The following is a 17576-nucleotide window of genomic DNA, read 5'->3' as shown; positions in this document are numbered from 1 at the left end:
GGTTCCGACCGCCCTTGGTCCAAAAAAGAAAACGCGGCGTCTCCCGTCAGGGGTCGCGCCCGTCGTCCTGGTTCAGTCGTTTCCCGCGGCTGCTCAGCAAGGCCGCGAGGTAATTGAAGTTCGCTTCCGACGGGTCCCGCGCGAAGCTCTCGACGGCGTGTGCCACGTCGGTTTGGATTTCCTTACGGGTGTAAAGAGTGAAAATATGGTCCCAAAGTGTTCTGGCCTCGTGGATCGCATCGGGCCGGGCGATCTTATATGCATTCGCATCCAGCAATGAGTCCAGCACTTGGGTGTGCCCGTCCGACCTTAGATGGCCCTGCAATGACGGCGAGTCAAGGTCGCGGGCAATATCGAGGTGCTTTAGAATCCCGCGTCTCAGCTTGTCAAGCTCGGAATCGGTGAAAGTGGTTTCCCCCAACCGTTCGGCCACGTTTTCCACCAAGGGTGGATGCACCACCAGAAGGGTCAGCAACAACCGCTCCTGACGCACCCGTGGCGAGGCGGGCGGCAGCGGCCGGCCGGCGCCGGGCAGGCGTCCGTCGGGGGCGCGCAAGGGCGGGTCGCCAGGGCGGCGTCTGATTTCAAGGCGCTTGCCGCCGCCAAAGCCGCCGCCTTGCGAGCGGGGTTGCCATTGCGGCCGGAACGCCGTCCTCATGCGTTCGCGGAAAGCCGACAGATATTGATAGCGAACCGTTTCGTCGGTGATGGCGAAGGCTTTGTCCTTGAGCTCCTGTTCAAGGGCGGCGCGGCGTTCGGGGGTGTCGAGCTGCCGCTCGCGGGTCGACAGTTCCCAGACCACGTCGAACAATGGCCGGGCGGCGTTCAGGACGGCCTGCATGGCCTCGGGCCCCTTGGCCTTGATCAGCGAATCCGGGTCCTCGGGATGGGGCAGGGTGGCGAAACGCAGCGACTTTCCCGGCTTCAGGATGGGCAGGCCGCGTTCGGCGGCCCGCGTCATGGCCCGTTGGCCGGCGGCGTCGCCGTCGAAGCACAGGACGGGTTCGTCGGCGAGGCGCCACAATTCCTCGATCTGTCCTTCGGTCAAGGCCGTGCCCAATGGCGCCACCGCATAGGTGAAGCCGGCCTGATGCAGCGCGATGACGTCCATGTAGCCTTCGACCGCCAGCGCCAGGTTGCGGTCTCGCGCGGTCTCGCGAGCATGGGCCAAGCCATAGAGCATGGAGCCCTTGTGGAACAGCGGCGTATCGGGCGAGTTCAGGTATTTGGGTTGGCCGTCGCCCAGCGTGCGGGCGCCGAACGCCACCACCCGGCCGCGCCGGTCGGTGACGGGAAAGGTGACCCGGCCACGGAAGAAGTCGAAGCTGGCGCCGCCGCCTTCCGGCTTCTTGAGCAGGCCAGCCTCCAGCAACAGGCTTTCCGGGCAGGCCTCGCTCATGATGGCTTTCTTGGTGGCCTCGCGCGAGTCGGGGGCCCAGCCCAGGCGGAAGCGGGCGATGGTCTCTTCCGACAGGCCGCGTCCGCGCAGATATGCCAGCCCCTCGCGCCCGGTGGTCGAGCGCAGTTGGGCCTCGTAAAAGCGGCAGGCCGCCTCCATGGCGTCGTGCAGGGAGGCGCGCTGGGCCTCGCGCCGGCGTTCCTCCGGGCTGGCCTTGGGAACCTCGAGGCCCAGTTCCTGGGCCAGCTTCTCCACCGCTTCGGTGAAGCCAAGATGGTTGGCCCGCATTTCGAAGCTGATGGCGTCGCCGTGCGCGCCGCAGCCGAAGCAGTGGAAGAAGCCCTTGTCTTCGTTGACGGTGAAGCTGGGGCTTTTTTCGTTGTGGAACGGGCACAGCCCGGAATATTCCCGGCCGCGCTTGGTCAGCTTGACCCGGCGCGAAATGATGCCGGGCAAGCTGACGCGGGCGCGAAGCTCGTCCAGGAATTCGGGCGGAAACGCCATGGCCGGCGCCTAGCCCAAAGCGGGGGTCAGGCCCCCAACTCCTTCTTGGTCGCCGCGCTGGCCTTGGTGAAGTCCATGCGGCCGGCGAAACGCTCTTTCAGCGCCGCCATGACCTTGCCCATGTCCTTGATGCCGCCGGCGCCGATCTCGGCGATCGCCGCGCGCACCGCTTCCAGCGTTTCGGCCTCGCTCATCTGCTGCGGCAGGAAGGTCTCGATGATCGAGATTTCGTCCTGTTCCTGCTGCGCCAGCTCCAGCCGGCCACCCTGTTCGTAAAGGGAGATGGATTCGCGACGCTGTTTGATCATGCTTTGCAGCATGGACAGGATTTCGTCGTCGCTGATGCCGTCCATGACGCCGCGCGTGCGCGCGGCGATGTCGCGGTCCTTGAGCGCGGCCAAGATCAGACGAATGGTGGAAACCATGCGGGCGTCTTTGGCCAGCATGGCGGTTTTCAACTTTTCGTTAAGCTGCGGGCGCAGCATGGGGCCTCCCCGGTGTGCGCGTCAATTCCCCCACGGGAAAGCGCCCAGGCTAGCGGAAAACACAGTCAAAGGCAAAGACTCTCTTGCAGTATAGTGCCTTGAAAAACAAAGCTTTTGCTAAAATGCCGGCGGGGCTTGACAGGGCGGCGGGATTTCTATAGAAGGCCGGAAATTTACCTGCCGCCACCCGGACCCGGATGGGTCCCGCCGGAGGACGTCGCCCCCTGAAAGCGAGTCCTCGCGCCCGTGTGCGGCCTGGTGCTATCTTCTCACCGCACCCGCCCGCCCGGGTGCGCTAATAAAAAGGACTGACATGCCGCAAGAGCACTCGACGGAGCCGGCCCTCGACCTCCCGCGTCCCCCCGGCGCCACCGCCGCCCTGGTGCTGGCCGATGGCACCGTGCTGTGGGGCAAGGGCATCGGTGCGGCGGGCATGTCGGTGGGCGAGGTGGTGTTCAACACCTCGATGACCGGCTATCAGGAGACGCTGACCGATCCCTCCTACGCCGGTCAGATCATCACCTTCACGTTCCCGCACATTGGCAACGTCGGCACCAACCTCGAGGACATCGAGACGGTGACCCCCGCCGCGCGCGGCCTGATCGTGCGCGCCGACGTCACCGACCCCGCCAACTGGCGTGCCGCCAAGCATCTGGACGAGTGGCTGAAATCCTATGGCATGGTCGGTCTGGCCGGGATCGACACCCGCGCGCTGACTCGCCGCATCCGTGACCAGGGCGCCCCCAACGGCGTGGTGGTACATGCCCCCGACGGCAACGTCGACCTTCGGGCCGCCTGGAAGATGGCCGCCGGCTGGCCTGGGCTCGAGGGCATGGACCTCGCCAAGGATGTGACCTGCCGTCAGCAATACGGCTGGGACGAGACCGAGTGGACGTTGGCCGAAGGCTACGGCAAGCAGTCCGAGCCCAAACACCACGTGGTCGCCATCGATTACGGCGCCAAGCGCAATATCCTGCGCTGTCTGGCTTCGGCCGGCTGCAAGGTGACCGTTCTGCCGGCCACCGCCACCGCCGAGGACGTGCTGCGCCATCAGCCCGACGGCGTGTTCCTGTCCAACGGCCCCGGCGATCCGGCCGCCACCGGCGAATACGCCGTGCCCATGATCCGGGGCGTGCTGAAGGCGGGAACGCCGCTGTTCGGCATCTGCCTGGGCCATCAGATGCTGTCGCTGGCGCTGGGCGCCAAGACCTTCAAGATGGACACCGGCCACCGTGGCGCCAACCATCCGGTCAAGGATCTGGCCACCGGCAAGGTCGAGATCACCAGCCAGAACCACGGTTTCGTGGTGGATGAATCGTCCCTGCCGGCCGATGTCGAGGTGACCCACCGGTCTTTGTTCGACAAGTCGGTCGAGGGTATCAAGTCCAAGGACAAGCCGGCTTTCTCGGTGCAGTACCACCCGGAAGCCAGCCCCGGCCCCATGGACAGCCATTACCTGTTCCACCGGTTCGTGGAGTTGATCGAGGCGTCGAAATAGGACGCGCCGTTTGATTTGAGTGACACGGATGGACGCGGATAAACACGGATGAACGGGAAAGTCTCAATTCTCATCCGTGTTTATCCGTGTCGATCCGTGTCTGATTGAAGAATTCCTCGGGAAGAAGCCGCCGCCATGCCCAAACGTACAGATATCAAATCCATCCTCATCATCGGTGCCGGTCCGATCGTCATCGGCCAGGCCTGCGAGTTCGATTATTCGGGCGTGCAGGCGTGCAAGGCGCTGAAGGAGGAGGGCTATCGGGTCATCCTGGTCAACTCGAACCCCGCGACCATCATGACCGATCCGGGCCTGGCGGACGCCACCTACATCGAGCCGATCACGCCGGACGTGGTCGCCAAGATCATCGAGAAGGAGCGTCCCGACGCCCTGTTGCCGACCATGGGCGGCCAGACGGCGCTGAACACCGCCATGAAGCTGGCCGACGATGGCGTGCTGGAGAAGTTCGGCGTCGAGATGATCGCCGCCAAGCGCGACGTGATCGCCAAGGCCGAGGACCGGCTGCTGTTCCGCGACGCCATGGACAAGATCGGGCTGGAAAGCCCCAAGTCCAAGGTGGTGCGCACCCTTCAGGAAGCGCGCGAGGCGCTGGACTTCGTCGGCCTGCCGGTGATCATCCGCCCCAGCTTCACCCTGGCGGGCACCGGCGGCGGCATCGCCTACAACATCGAGGAATACGAGACCATCGTCTCGGGCGGCCTGGCGGCATCGCCCGTGCACGAGGTGCTGGTCGAGGAATCGGTGCTGGGCTGGAAAGAGTACGAGATGGAGGTTGTCCGCGACAAGAAGGACAACTGCATCATCATCTGCTCGATCGAGAACGTCGATCCCATGGGCGTGCACACCGGCGACTCGATCACCGTCGCCCCGGCGCTGACCCTGACCGACAAGGAATACCAGATCATGCGCAACGCCAGCCTGGCGGTGCTGCGCGAGATCGGCGTCGATACCGGCGGTTCCAACGTCCAGTTCGCGGTCAATCCCAAGACCGGCCGCATGACCGTGATCGAGATGAATCCGCGCGTGTCGCGGTCCTCGGCCCTGGCGTCCAAGGCGACCGGCTTCCCCATCGCCAAGGTGGCGGCCAAGCTGGCCGTCGGCTACACCCTGGACGAGTTGGCCAACGACATCACCGGTGTCACGCCGGCGTCGTTCGAGCCGACCATCGATTACGTGGTCACCAAGATTCCGCGCTTCACCTTCGAGAAGTTCCCCGGCGCCGACCCGAACCTGACCACTTCCATGAAGTCGGTGGGCGAGGCCATGGCCATCGGCCGTACCTTCCAGGAAAGCCTGCAAAAGGGCCTGCGGAGCATGGAGACCGGCCTGACCGGCCTCAATGAAGTGGAAATCCCCGGCGCCTCGGCCGCCGACCGCAAGGACGCGGTCAAGAAGCAGTTGGCCATTCCGCGCCATGACCGCCTGCTGGTGGTGGCCCAGGCCTTCCGCCTTGGCCTGACCGTGGACGAGATCCACAACGCCTGCGCCTTCGACAAGTGGTTCCTGGAGCAGATCAAGGCCATCGTCGACGCCGAGGAGGAGGTTCGCGCCAAGGGCCTGCCCATCGACGCGCCCGGCATGCTGCGGCTCAAGAAGATGGGTTTCTCGGATCAGCGCCTGTCGCAATTGTCGGGCAAGACCTTGACCGAAACCGCGTTCCGCCGCGAGGTGCTGAACGTCAAGCCGGTGTTCAAGCGCATCGACACCTGCGCCGCCGAGTTTCCGTCCAGCACCGCCTACATGTATTCGTGCTACGAAGGCGATGGCGTCAATCCGGCCGAGTGCGAATCCGATCCTTCCGACCGCGAGAAGGTGGTGATCCTGGGCGGCGGTCCCAACCGCATCGGCCAGGGCATCGAGTTCGACTATTGCTGCGTGCACGCGGCATACGCCCTGGACGACGCCGGCAAAGAGACCATCATGGTCAACTGCAACCCGGAAACCGTCTCCACCGACTACGACACCTCGGACCGGCTGTATTTCGAGCCGCTGACCGGCGAGACGGTGGTCGAACTGGTGCGCCGTGAACAGAGCAAGGGCAAGGTGCTGGGCTGTATCGTCCAGTTCGGCGGCCAGACGCCGCTGAAGCTGGCCAATGCGCTGGAACAGGCCGGGATTCCGATCCTGGGCACCAGCCCCGACAGCATCGACCTGGCCGAGGACCGCGAGCGCTTCCAGAAGTTGCTGCACGATCTGGGCCTCAAGCAGCCGCCGAACGGCACCGCCCGTTCGCTGGAGGAGGCCAAGGCGGTGGCTGACCGCATCGGCTATCCGGTGGTCATCCGTCCCAGCTTCGTGCTGGGGGGCCGCGCCATGCAGATCGTCTATGACCACGAGGCGCTGGAACGCTACATGAAGGAAGCGGTGGTGGTGTCGGGTGACGACCCGGTGCTGATCGACTTCTACCTCAAGAACGCCATCGAGGTGGACGTGGACGCCCTGGCCGACGGCACCGACGTTTATGTCGCCGGCATCATGCAGCACATCGAGGAGGCGGGCATCCATTCGGGTGACTCGGCCTGCTCGCTGCCGCCCTATTCCTTGGACGACGTCACCATCGCCGAACTGGAGCGCCAGACGGTGCTGTTGGCCAAGGCGCTGAACGTGCGCGGCCTGATGAACGTGCAATACGCGGTGCAGGACGGGGTGATCTACATCCTGGAAGTCAATCCGCGCGCTTCGCGCACCGTGCCCTTCGTCGCCAAGGCCACTGGCATTCCGATCGCCAAGATCGCCGCCCGTGTCATGGCCGGCGAGACGCTGGCCAGCTTCAACATCCAAAAGCCGGTGTTCGACCATGTGGCGGTGAAGGAGGCGGTGTTCCCCTTCGCCCGCTTCCCCGGCGTCGATATCATCCTGGGCCCGGAAATGAAGTCCACCGGCGAGGTGATGGGCCTGGACAAGTCTTTCGCCATGGCTTTCGCCAAGAGCCAGCTTGGGGCCGGTTGCACCCTGCCGACCCAGGGCACCGTGTTCATCTCGGTGCGCGAGGGCGACAAGGCGGCCATGGTGCCGTTGGCCAAGCGCCTGCGCACCATGGGCTTCGGCGTCATGGCCACCGAGGGCACCGCCCGCACCCTGCGCGAAGGCGGCGTGGACGAGGTCACCGTGGTCAACAAGGTGTTGGAAGGACGTCCCCATTGCGTGGACGCCTTGACCAACGGCCAGATCCAACTGGTGGTCAACACCACCGAGGGCAGCCAGGCGGTCAAGGATTCGTTCTCGATCCGCCGGTCCGCCCTGCAATACAACATCCCGCATTATACGACCGTGGCCGGCGCGGGTGCCGCCGTGGACGCCATCGAGGCGTTGAAACGCGGCGCGCTTGATGTTGCGCCGTTGCAATCGTATTTTAAGGGTTCTTTCTAGCGTCCTGCCTGTGGGTGCCGTTCAGACGGCACCCGCGGACAAGCGGGCCGCTGTTCTTCAATGCCGCATCGCGGCTGGGGAATTTGCCTGTCGCAGGCCAATTCCCCAGCCGCGATGCGGGGGGGGAAGGGGCCGCGTCGGCGCTACCGACGCGGCCTTCCGCTTCAAACGGTTGGGGCTTTCGAGGTATGGAAAAGATCCCGATGACTCCGGCGGGCTTGGCTCAGCTGGAGGAGGAATTGCGGAATTTGAAGTCGGTCGAACGGCCGGCGGTCATCAAGGCCATCGCCGAAGCGCGCGAGCATGGTGACCTTTCGGAAAACGCCGAATATCACGCCGCGCGTGAGCGTCAGTCCTTCATCGAAGGCCGGGTGGCCGAGCTTGAGGACATCATCTCGCGGGCCCAGGTCATCGACGCCAGTCAGCTTTCGGGCGATCAGGTGCGCTTCGGCGCCACCGTCACCCTGGCCGACGAGGATTCCGACGACGAAGTGGTCTACACCATCGTCGGCGCCCATGAGGCCGACATCAAGGCGGGCCGCATGAGCGTGCATTCGCCGCTGGCCCGCGCCCTGATCGGCAAGCATATCGGCGACACCGTCGAGGTCACCACGCCGGGCGGTTCCAAATCCTATGAAGTGGTGGACGTCAAGTTCGGCTGAGCCGGCAGGTCCGCGCGCATGAAAAAGGCGGGTCCCGTGTGGAGCCCGCCTTTCGCGTTTCGCCGGCCGTCAGCCGATGGGCACCAGCAGGTCCAGTTTGACGTGCAGCGTTCCCTCGGGCAGCGTGCTGCCACCCTGACGCACCACCACCAGGGCCTGTGGTTCGGCGGCTTCCTTGGCTTTGCGTTCGCCGGGCAACAGCATGGATTCGGGGATTTTCTTGGCCTCGCCGCCGACGTCCAGAACCAACGGGCGCTCGCCTTCGGCGGTGCCTTGAAGCAGCGACGGGTCGACGGTGGTCAAGGTGACGCGATCGACGTTGGCGGTGGTGGTGCCCTGGCCGGTGGTGACGCTCAGGTTTTCCACATACATGACGGCACTCTTGCCGGCTTGCTCGGCCTCGGCGACCACTTGGTCCTTGGGCGGCCTGACGCCGACATTGTCGGCGGCCATGCGCTTTGCCAGGGCGCGGGCGACCTCGTCGATGTCCACCTTGGGCGGGCTCATGGCGTCGAACAACCACGACAGGTTCGAGGTGGCGCGGTTCAGGCTTTGGCGCATGGCGGCCTGAATCTCGGCGGCGCGCTGTTCGCTGCCTTCGCCGTTGGTGGTGCCCTGGGTCTGGCCTGCCGTCAGGTCGGGTGGGTCGGTCAGGTGCTGCAACCACGCTTCCGCCACCGTCTGGCGGCTGTCGATCTGTTGCATGACCTGACGGGCCTGCGCCGACAGCGTCACCGCATCGGTCATGGCCCGCATGTAGATTTCTGCGATCGTCGGCCGTTCGGCCAACTGGCGTTCCTGTTGGGCAAGTCCCGCGGAATGCGCCCGTGCGGCTGGTGCAACCTCGTCGACCATGGCCGTGACCCTTCTTGTCAGTAAGCCGAAAGCCTCTACGCGCTTCTGCGCGTCGTCCATTCTCTTACTTTCGATAGATGGATTTCAAGAGCCTCTTGCACAAGGAGCCGGAAAAATACGGTGTTTATCATATGTTTACAGTGGTTCGTCGTGGGGTGTGCCGCCTATGCCGATCGGTCGTTGTCCTTGAAGTTGCCTTTGCGGTTCCCCTTATCTCAAAGGAGCGAGGCGGGGGCTCGCCCCCTCCCCGAAGACCGAGTGGAGGAAGACGACATGCTGGTCAAAACCATTCTCAAGGCCAAGGCGCGGGGTGCCGGCGTGGTGACCATCTCGCCCGATTCCGACGTGGCCCAGGCTGCGCGCATTCTTGCCGAGCACAGGATCGGTGCCTTGGTGGCGGTCGAGGCGGACGGTCGGCTGGCCGGCATCCTGTCCGAGCGTGATATCGTTCGGGGTGTCGGGCAAGGGGGAGCCGTCTGTCTGTCGGGCCCGGTACGAGGCCTGATGACGGCGACGGTGCTGACCTGCACCGAGGACGATACGGTGGAGAGCCTGATGCAGACCATGACGTCACGGCGAATCCGTCACTTGCCCGTGGTGGACGGCGACGGCCGTCTTTGCGGCATCGTCACCATCGGCGACGTGGTCAAAAGCCGTCTGGATCAGGTGGACATGGAAGTGGACAATTTGCGCCACTACGTGGTGGCCGCCCGCTGAAGTCGCCGGGGTGGTGTCACGGCCGCCCCGGCAAAAGTGCAAAACCTGATCGAAATCAATTGCCGAGGAGTTGCGCAAAAGCGCGGAAAGGGTCAAGATTCGCCCCGGCTGACATCAGGGGTGATCGATGACGATCCGCCGAAAATTTTTTATTGCCTTCGCCCTCATCCTCGTCACCAGCCTTGCCAGTCTGGCGGTCAACGGATTGGTGGCGTTGAAACAGTTCCGGCTGACCGGTGACATGGCCCATGTGTCCGAGGTGGTGGCCCAGGAACACATCCCGCTGATCGAGCTGATCAAGAACATTCAGCTTGACGTGGCCCGCGTCCAAGGAATCCTGACCGACGTGGCTGCGGTGCGGACGCCCGAACGGCTGGAAAGCGGTTTGGCGGAAGCTCAGGACATCGCGGAAAGCTTCGAACACCACCAGTCCACCGCCTATTCCCTGGCGGAAGGCTTGGCGCTGGAGGATTCCATGCGGGCCCTGGAGGGGGTCAAGCTGGCGTTCGACACCTATTACGAAGCCGGGATCGTCATGGCGCGGGCCTATGTCGAACAGGGCGCCCCTCAGGGGCACGAGCTCAAGGCCGATTTCGAAGCCAGCGCCGCCGGCCTGCAATCGCTGACCGAAACCCTGGTCGAGGCGGAACAGATCGCCGTGGCGGAAAGCGCCACCCAATTGCTGGAGGCGCGCGAAGGGCTGGAAGCCCTGGTGCAGCGCCAGGCCATCATCCAGGGCAGTTCTGCTCTGCTGTCGCTGGCGTTGGTGGTCATCACCCTGTTGCTGATGGACCGCCAGATGGTCAAGCCGCTGGCCCGCATGACCGATGCCACTGCCCGCATGGCCGAAGGCGACCTGTCGGTGCAGGTGCCGGGAATCGGTCGGACCGACGAGATCGGGCGCATGGCCAGCGCGGTCGAGGTGTTCCGCGAGAACGCCCACAAGGTGCGTCAGGCCGCCGCCCAGCAGGAAACCGAACACCGCCGCAACCGTCGCAAGCTGCAATCCGAGATTTTGGCGCTGACCAACGCTATCGACGAGGAAGTGTCGGGTGCCATCGGTTCGGTGATGGGCCAGGCCGACACCATGCTGGCCGCGGCCGGAGCCATGGAAAACGCCGTCGAACATGTGCGCGAGCGCAGCCAGGCCGCCGCCTCGGCGGCCGAATCGGCCAATGGCAGCGTCGATTCGGTGGCTGCCGCCGCCGAACAGATGGCCTCCAGCGTCCAGGAGATCAGCCGGCAGGTCGGTGCCAGCACCCGCATCGCCGGCGAGGCCGAGAAAGAGGCGGAAAAGGTCAGCGACATCGTCCAGGGATTGGCCAAGGCGGCCGAAAGCGTGGGCGAGGTGGTCAGCCTGATCAACAACATCGCCGGCCAGACCAACCTTCTGGCCTTGAACGCCACCATCGAGGCGGCCCGTGCCGGCGAGGCCGGCAAGGGCTTCGCGGTGGTCGCCAATGAGGTCAAGGGGCTGGCCAACCAGACCGCCAAGGCCACCGAACAGATCGGCGGACAGATCACCTCGATCCAGGCGGCGACGCATGACGCGGTCACCGCCATTCGCGGCATTGTCGGCACCATCGAACAGATCGCCACCATTTCCGACGACATCAAACGCTCGGTGGACCAACAGAATTCCGCCACCCAGGAAATCGCCCACGCCGCCCAGACGGCGGCTGGCGGCACGCAGCAGGCTGCGGCCGAAATCGCCGAGGTGTCGCGTTCCACCGATGAAACCGGCGAAAAGGCGCATGAAGTACGCGGCTCCGCCACCAGCGTCCGCGAACGCCTGGGTACCATGAAAGCGGCTATCGACCATATCGTTCGGGCCAGTTCCGACGAAAACCGCCACAATAACCACCGCCATACGGTCAACATCGCCGCCACCGTGCACATCAACGACGAAAAGCGTCCCTGCCTGTTGCAGGAAATCGCTCTGATCGGCACCGGCGTTCTGGACCGGCCGCTCGAGGCGGCACGGGGTGTGGAATTCGACGCCGAATTGCCCACCTTGGGCACATGGCGCGGATCGGTGGTGGCGGTGACCGATCAGAACACCCATGTGCGCTTCGACCTGGACGAGGCCCAGTCGGCCCGTCTCGAGGAATTCCTGGCCGCGCGTGGCGCCAAGGCCTGAGGGGGATGACGTGAAGTACGAGATAACCGACGACGAGACCGGTCCCACCTTGATGTTGCGCGACCAGTTGACCTTCGCCGACCGCGAGGTGTTCGACAACGTCATCGACAAGCTTCTGGCCCGTCAGCGCCGTGTCGTCGCGGTCGATCTTTCGGCGCTGGATTACATGGATTCCGCCGGTCTTGGCATGTTGCTGACCTTGCGCGACCGTGCCGAACGGGTCGGCGCCGACGTGGTGTTGCGCCGGCCGCGTTCGGAAGTCCGCGAGCTTTTGGTGCTGGCCTGCTTCGACACGCTGTTCAAGATCGAACATGGCTGATTCGGGCGCTCAGAAGTCACGGCCCATCCGTTGCCTGGTGGTCGACGACGAGCGCATGAACCGCGAGGTGGTGATCGCCAATTTGCGCGCCGCCGGTTACGAGACGGTCGCGGCCGAGGATGGGCAACAGGCGTGGCTGACGGCGAACGCCGCCCCCGATGATTTCGACGTCATCTTGCTGGACCGCCGCATGCCGCGCATGGACGGCATGGAATTGCTGGCCAAGCTCAAGGGCGACGACCGGCTTCGCCATATTCCGGTGATCATGCAGACCGCCCAGGCCTCGGCCGAGGACGTGGTCGAGGGCATCAAGGCCGGCGTTTACTACTATTTGGCCAAGCCGCTGGACCGCAAGCTTTTGCTGTCGGTCACCGCCGCCGCCATCGAGGAACACCAGCGGTTCCTGCGCCTGCGTGACGACGTGGCGCGCCGCACCACCGCCATCATCCTGATGGACGAGGGGGTTTTCCGGTTCCGCACGTTGGCGGAAGCGAACAATCTGGCGGTGTCCCTGGCCCGCGCCTGTCCCCGTTCCTCCCATCTGGTGGTGGGGCTGTCGGAAATCTTCACCAACGCCATCGAACACGGCAATCTGGGCATCACCTTCGAGGAAAAGGCCCAATTGCTGGCCGAGAAACGCTGGCGCAAACAGGTGGACGCCCTGTTGGACGCCCCCCAGAACCGTGACAAGCGGGTCACCGTGACCTTCCGCCGTCTGGCCTGTGAAGTGCGCATCACCGTGCGCGACGAAGGCAAGGGGTTCGATTGGCGCCGTTACATGGAACTGGATCAGGCCAGGGCCTTCGCCGTGCATGGGCGCGGCATCGCCATGGCCCGGCAATTGTCCTTCGATTCCCTGGAATACCAGGATCCGGGCAACCAGGTGACTTGCGTCATCCGGGTCGGTGACGGTGATCTTGCCGGGCAGCCATGTGGCGCGTTGTCGGTGGCCGAAGAGGCGCCTCGCTCCGCTGCCGTTGCCGCTCTGGCCGGTGCCGCTCCGGCGGCGGCCAACGACGAAATGGCGGTGGCCCGCTCCATGCAGGCCGAGTTGTTGCCCCCCCAGGCGGAACTGGCTTGGCTGGCCCGACGCTATGGTGTGCACGTCACCGGTTTTTTCGAGACATCGTGCAGCCTGGGCGGCGACATCTGGGGGCTGGACCCGCTCGATGACCATCGCTTCATTCTGTGGCTGGCCGATTTCTCGGGGCATGGCGTCACGGCGGCACTCAATACCTTCCGTCTTCACACGCTGTTGGAACACACCACCGAGGACCGCGACCGGCCGGCGGTATTCCTGAGCGAGTTGAACCAGCGGCTGATCGGGCTTTTGCCCAAGGGACAATACGCGACCATGCTCTATGGCGTCGTTGACGTGCGCGAACGGCGTTTCACCTATGCCGCCGCCGCCGCTCCACGGCCGGTGGTGGCGATTCCCGGACAGCCGGCGGTTCCCGGCGACGGTTCCGGCTTGCCCCTGGGGGTGGCCCGTTCGGCGCTTTATGTCGAGCGCAGTCTGGATCTGCCGCCGGGAAGCGTGTTGTTCCTGGCGTCCGACGCCTTGCCCGAATCGCCGTCCGAAACCGGAAAGAAGCTGGGCCAGGGCGGCGTGGCGGATCTGGTGGCCGAGGTGGTTTCCGCCAGGGCGGGGCAGGTGGACGTGGACGCGATCCTGGCGCCGTTCCTGGCCACTGTCGCGCGGCCCTTGCGCGACGACCTGACGGCGGTATGCTGCCGGATGGCGGATTAACGCTTGATCTGACTTGCAGAAGGCTGTTCGCCGGTATTATGCGGCCATTGCGGCCGCGGCCAAGAGCGCGGATGCGCTCGCCCGGCGAGGGGCAAATTTCAGTGGCTCGCCGGTATAATCCGTCGCGCCCTGCGTTCAGGGCTGCGGCTTTCGCTCCAGATGATAAAGAACCTGTAGCGGCCCCATCGGCCCGGAATCGGCGATGGACGCGGTGAAATGGCCGAGATAGGCGTCGGTGCGCGTCTCGATGACCGGGGCCAGACGGGCTCGGGTCTGCTCGAAGTCGAAATATTCGATGCCGATCCAACTGCCCCAGGCGAAGATTTCCCACAAGATCCAGCCAAGCAGGAAACTGAAGATGCTGAACGGGATCACCCCGGTCCGCAGCAGGATGATCAGCACCGCCCAATACAGCAGGTAGGAGCCGAAATAGATGGCGGCGTTCTCGCCGGCCGAGAAAATGCTGCGGCCGTCGGAATCCACCAGGGCGGTCAGGTCGATGATGCTGGGAAGACGGTCGAAACGCTGGATTGCGGCGTCGCCGATGGCGTCGCCGATCTCGACCCAACTGGGGTCGGGGGAGGCCAGCGCGGCCAGCGGCACCTGCCGCCGCCGTCCGTGGGCGTCGGTGAAAACCAGCGGCGGATGGCGGGCCAGGAAGGTTTGCCAGTCGGCGAAGGAAATGGCGTCGTCGTTCTGAATCTCGCGCAAGCCGATGGCGACGCGGTTGGCGTAGCCGTCGGCCACATCCTGGGCGATGCGGCGCAGGGTGTGGCGGGTTTCGTCGGGGCGAAGCACCTGCTTGGCGAATTCCGCCTCGAAGGTGGTGATCAACTTGACCTGGGCGCTTTCCTGGCGTCCGCCGCCCATCCATTCGGTCAGGCGGTCGCGGGCATAGAGGTTGTAGGCGCCGAGTTCTTCCAGCTTGCGGCGACCGAACGACAGGTACCAGGGCAGGAAGGTACGTTCGACCCGGCCGCGCAGGGTCGAGGAAAAGGCGGAAACCCGCTCTTGCAGGGCCATGCTCTGTTGCAGGCGCGCGGTGGTCAGCAATTCGGCCACGCGGGATTCGACCTTTCCCCAGTCGCGGGCCGGCAACGGCCGCATGGCCGGGGTCAACGGGGCCGTTTCGGAAACCTTGACCATCGGGGCGGCGGGGCGGTAGGCGCGGCCGGGCCACAACACGAGCGTCAGCGCAGCCAATAAGGCGGCGGCCACGGCGGCGACGGTAACCTTGACCCACAGCCGCTTCGGGCGCGCGGCCGGGGTGATGTCCGTCGTCGTCGGCTCGATCACTGCCAATCCCCTTTCAACCACAGGCTTTTCCTGCTTTAACCATAAAGGCAACAAGATGACCACGGCTTTTGGGGGGGTGCGGTGGAAACGGCGCTGTTAATTCTGGCCGGATTGGGTTTTTTCTTCATCGGCGTCAAGCATCTTGGCTCCAACCTGACCCACATCGCCGGTCCACGTCTGCGCAAGGTGGTGCAGCGGGCGACCGCCAATGGTTTCCTGGCCGCTGTCCTGGGGTCCCTGGTCGGCATGCTGACCCAAAGCACCAACGCCATCACCTTCATCGTCATCGGTCTGGTCAACTCGGGTACGTTGGCGGTGCGTTCGGCGCTGCCGGTGATCGCCTGGGCCAATGTCGGCACCTCGGTCCTGGTGTTCCTGGCCACCATCTCCATCCACGACGCCATCCTGGTCATGGTGGTGCTGACCGGTTTCGCCTATTACCGAGGCGTTGAGGGAACGCCGCGCTGGCGTCACATGGTCGGCGCGTTGCTGGGGTTGGCGTTGCTGTTCGTCGGTCTGGAATGGGTGCGCGACGGTTCGACCAGTTTGCGCGGATCGGAAACCCTGCGGGACATCCTGCTGTTGGCCGAGCATTCGCCGTGGCTGGCTTTCGTCCTGGGCGCGTTGCTGACTCCGTTGGTACAGACCGCCAAGACGGTATCGACCATCACCGTCGCCCTGATCAGCGCCGGTCTGTTGGGGGTGGACCACGCGGTGCTGGTGGTGATGGGGGCCAATTTCGGGTCGTGCGTCAACGTCTTGTTCATGTCCTCGAACATTCGCGGCCGGGGGCGGCAACTCTCCATCTATCAGGCGTTGCTCAAGGTCGCCGGGGTGGCGGCAACCTTGCCGTTGATCGTGCTGTGGGTGGTGGAAGGCGTCTCGCCGGAACAGCTTCTGGCGTGGTTCGACGTGCCGCCGCATGTCCAGGTGGCTATCGTCTATCTGGTGCTTCAGGTCGCCGCCATCGTCGTTCTGGCGCCGATACAGGGTTGGGTGATCCTGTGGCTGGATCGTCTGTCGCCCATCACCGTCCAGGAGAAACTGGCCCGGCCCAAGTTCATCTTCGACGGCGCATGGCGGGCGCCGGAAACCGCCGCGACCTTGGTGGTGCGCGAACAGCACCGACAGATGTCGTATCTGCCCGGCTATCTCGAACCCTATCGCGAGGACAGCGAGGTCCAGGACCCGCTTCCGGCCGCCAGCCTGCATTCCGCCAACGCCTTGGTGATGCGCGAGATCGACGATTGTCTCAAGCGCAGTCTGGAGCGGGCGGAAACTGCGCGGACGGTGAACGAGCTTGGCAACCTGCAAAATCGCGGGACGCTGATCGGCCAGCTTCAGGACGACCTGCTGGATTTCGCCAAGCTTCTCGAGGCGGCGCGGGAGCGCAAGGTCGAGCATCGCATGATCGGCCATCTGGTCGAGGCCACCCACGCCCTGGTGTCTCTTGCCGCTGCCGCCATGGGGCCGGAATGCGATTTCGACACTCTGGATATGTTGAAGCGTCTGACCGGCGACCGGCCGGAACTGATGGACCGCGTGCGCAAATCGTTGGCCGGTGGCGGCAACGATACCGTCGAGGCCCAGGAAATGCTGTTCAACGCCACCATGCTGTTCAAGCGGATCGTGTGGGAAATGCGGCAATTGCTGTCGTTGCTGGATGCCGATGGGGAACGGTCGTCCGAGGCGGCCGGAAAATGAGCGAACGGAATTATCCGGTTGTAAATCCTGTGTGGGAAATGGACTTGGGCGTTTGCACCATCCCGGTGGCATGCTAAGCTTTTCCCGCAAAGGTTCCCGGTATTGGGGCGCCGGGATACCGGCAAGGGGGCAAAATGCGCACGTTTGTCGTGGTCGCGGCGGTTTCTTCTTTGGCCGCCGTCACCGCTGAAGCTAGTGATCTGCGTCGCGCCATGAGTGGGCGCCTGATTCCCGTCCAGGCGGTGGCTGTCGAGCCGCCGGCGCCCGAGCGTGCGCCGCGCGAAGCGGTGACCCGTGCGCCGCTGCCGACGCCGCCGGCCGTTATGGCCCAGGAACCCCCCGCTGTTTCGACACCGGGGCCGTCCTCGGTTCCGTCGCAGGAAGCGGCGGCGGCTCCGACCGCGGAGATCGTGCCCCCCGCGGCACGAGAAACAGCTTCGGCCGCTCCGGCCCCGGCCGCGACCGACGCCCCCCCGGCACCGACGCAACCGGCACCCGCACCGCAACAACAGCCGCCAATGACGGTTCAGCCGCCCTTGGCCATGGAGCCGGCGCCGTCCTGGACCTCGAACGACGTGACGTTTTCCATGCCGGCGGGACAGTTGGCGGCCATCGGCGTCGGCGTCCTGGGCGGTCTGGTGGTGTTGGACGGGATCGGCATTCCTGCTGCTGCCGCGGCATTCGTGGGGGGACTCGCCGGCCAAGCCTGGTATTCCTACACCTACACGCCGCCCGCGGCGGATTATTCCGTTACCCAGCGGATCACCACGCGGTCGTGGCATGACGCCGCCGTGCGTGACGGCGCGTCCATGAACCGCCGCTGGCTACAGCCGGTCAGCACCGGCCAGGGTGGTTGA

Annotated in this window: 13 protein-coding genes; 9 read left to right on the top strand and 4 right to left on the bottom strand. The window is 64.9% G+C overall.

What is annotated here, in order from left to right; translation table 11 throughout:
* Nucleotides 1-46: 46 nt before the first annotated feature.
* The gene (gene dnaG, locus G4223_RS11220) at nt 47-1903 is read right to left on the bottom strand and encodes a DNA primase (RefSeq protein ID WP_163679362.1); all 1857 of its coding nucleotides are present in this window, start codon (nt 1901-1903) and stop codon (nt 47-49) included.
* 26 nt (nt 1904-1929) lie between these two features.
* A complete protein-coding gene (locus tag G4223_RS11215) occupies nt 1930-2388 on the bottom strand; it encodes a GatB/YqeY domain-containing protein (protein ID WP_163679359.1) in 459 nt (152 codons plus the stop codon).
* Nucleotides 2389-2701: 313 nt separating this feature from the next.
* Between G4223_RS11215 and carA the strand changes: the two genes are divergently transcribed.
* The 3 genes from carA to greA all read left to right on the top strand — a co-directional run bounded on the left by carA (nt 2702) and on the right by greA (nt 7938).
* A complete protein-coding gene (gene carA / locus G4223_RS11210; RefSeq protein ID WP_163679357.1) occupies nt 2702-3886 on the top strand; it encodes a glutamine-hydrolyzing carbamoyl-phosphate synthase small subunit in 1185 nt (394 codons plus the stop codon).
* A 135-nt stretch (nt 3887-4021) separates the two neighbouring features.
* Entirely contained in the window at nt 4022-7276 is a 3255-nt protein-coding gene (gene carB / locus G4223_RS11205) for a carbamoyl-phosphate synthase large subunit (RefSeq protein WP_163679354.1), read from the top strand.
* Between the two features lie 188 nt (nt 7277-7464).
* Nucleotides 7465-7938: a transcription elongation factor GreA gene (greA, locus tag G4223_RS11200; protein ID WP_163679352.1), complete on the top strand. Its 474-nt coding sequence runs from the start codon at nt 7465-7467 to the stop codon at nt 7936-7938.
* Between the two features lie 69 nt (nt 7939-8007).
* Here the strand turns inward: greA and G4223_RS11195 are convergent, their stop codons facing one another.
* Nucleotides 8008-8793: a hypothetical protein gene (locus G4223_RS11195; protein ID WP_163679350.1), complete on the bottom strand. Its 786-nt coding sequence runs from the start codon at nt 8791-8793 to the stop codon at nt 8008-8010.
* Nucleotides 8794-9066: 273 nt separating this feature from the next.
* Here G4223_RS11195 and G4223_RS11190 point away from each other — a divergent pair, with 273 nt between their 5' ends.
* From G4223_RS11190 to G4223_RS11175, 4 genes are all read left to right on the top strand, one after another.
* Nucleotides 9067-9510 carry a CBS domain-containing protein gene (locus G4223_RS11190; protein ID WP_163679348.1) on the top strand — a complete coding sequence of 148 codons (444 nt, stop codon included), beginning with the start codon at nt 9067-9069 and terminating at the stop codon, nt 9508-9510.
* Between the two features lie 127 nt (nt 9511-9637).
* Complete coding sequence (locus G4223_RS11185) at nt 9638-11650, top strand: methyl-accepting chemotaxis protein (RefSeq protein ID WP_163679345.1); 2013 nt, start codon at nt 9638-9640, stop codon at nt 11648-11650.
* 10 nt (nt 11651-11660) lie between these two features.
* Nucleotides 11661-11969: an STAS domain-containing protein gene (locus tag G4223_RS11180; RefSeq protein WP_163679342.1), complete on the top strand. Its 309-nt coding sequence runs from the start codon at nt 11661-11663 to the stop codon at nt 11967-11969.
* A complete protein-coding gene (locus tag G4223_RS11175; protein ID WP_163679339.1) occupies nt 11962-13719 on the top strand; it encodes a SpoIIE family protein phosphatase in 1758 nt (585 codons plus the stop codon). The genes G4223_RS11180 and G4223_RS11175 overlap by 8 nt, the downstream gene beginning before the upstream one ends.
* A 135-nt stretch (nt 13720-13854) precedes the next feature.
* On the opposite strand, the gene G4223_RS11170 is transcribed toward G4223_RS11175, so the two are convergent.
* Complete coding sequence (locus G4223_RS11170) at nt 13855-15015, bottom strand: hypothetical protein (RefSeq protein WP_163679337.1); 1161 nt, start codon at nt 15013-15015, stop codon at nt 13855-13857.
* An 81-nt stretch (nt 15016-15096) separates the two neighbouring features.
* Here G4223_RS11170 and G4223_RS11165 point away from each other — a divergent pair, with 81 nt between their 5' ends.
* Nucleotides 15097-16719, top strand: coding sequence for a Na/Pi symporter (locus tag G4223_RS11165; RefSeq protein ID WP_163679334.1), 1623 nt, complete (start codon nt 15097-15099; stop codon nt 16717-16719).
* Nucleotides 16720-16853: 134 nt separating this feature from the next.
* Nucleotides 16854-17576, top strand: coding sequence for a hypothetical protein (locus G4223_RS11160; RefSeq protein WP_163679331.1), 723 nt, complete (start codon nt 16854-16856; stop codon nt 17574-17576).

The sequence above is a fragment of the Magnetospirillum aberrantis SpK genome, from assembly GCF_011022235.1.
In the GTDB taxonomy this organism is placed as follows: domain Bacteria; phylum Pseudomonadota; class Alphaproteobacteria; order Rhodospirillales; family Magnetospirillaceae; genus Magnetospirillum; species Magnetospirillum aberrantis.
This window is presented reverse-complemented; position numbering and strand designations above follow the sequence as displayed.

Bases quoted from the DNA above. Each gene is read 5' to 3' on its own strand.
- dnaG (WP_163679362.1), bottom strand. From the start codon at position 1,903: ATGGCGTTTCCGCCCGAATTCCTGGACGAGCTTCGCGCCCGCGTCAGC.
- G4223_RS11215 (WP_163679359.1), bottom strand. From the start codon at position 2,388: ATGCTGCGCCCGCAGCTTAACGAAAAGTTGAAAACCGCCATGCTGGCC.
- carA (WP_163679357.1), top strand. From the start codon at position 2,702: ATGCCGCAAGAGCACTCGACGGAGCCGGCCCTCGACCTCCCGCGTCCC.
- carB (WP_163679354.1), top strand. From the start codon at position 4,022: ATGCCCAAACGTACAGATATCAAATCCATCCTCATCATCGGTGCCGGT.
- greA (WP_163679352.1), top strand. From the start codon at position 7,465: ATGGAAAAGATCCCGATGACTCCGGCGGGCTTGGCTCAGCTGGAGGAG.
- G4223_RS11195 (WP_163679350.1), bottom strand. From the start codon at position 8,793: ATGGTCGACGAGGTTGCACCAGCCGCACGGGCGCATTCCGCGGGACTT.
- G4223_RS11190 (WP_163679348.1), top strand. From the start codon at position 9,067: ATGCTGGTCAAAACCATTCTCAAGGCCAAGGCGCGGGGTGCCGGCGTG.
- G4223_RS11185 (WP_163679345.1), top strand. From the start codon at position 9,638: ATGACGATCCGCCGAAAATTTTTTATTGCCTTCGCCCTCATCCTCGTC.
- G4223_RS11175 (WP_163679339.1), top strand. From the start codon at position 11,962: ATGGCTGATTCGGGCGCTCAGAAGTCACGGCCCATCCGTTGCCTGGTG.
- G4223_RS11160 (WP_163679331.1), top strand. From the start codon at position 16,854: ATGCGCACGTTTGTCGTGGTCGCGGCGGTTTCTTCTTTGGCCGCCGTC.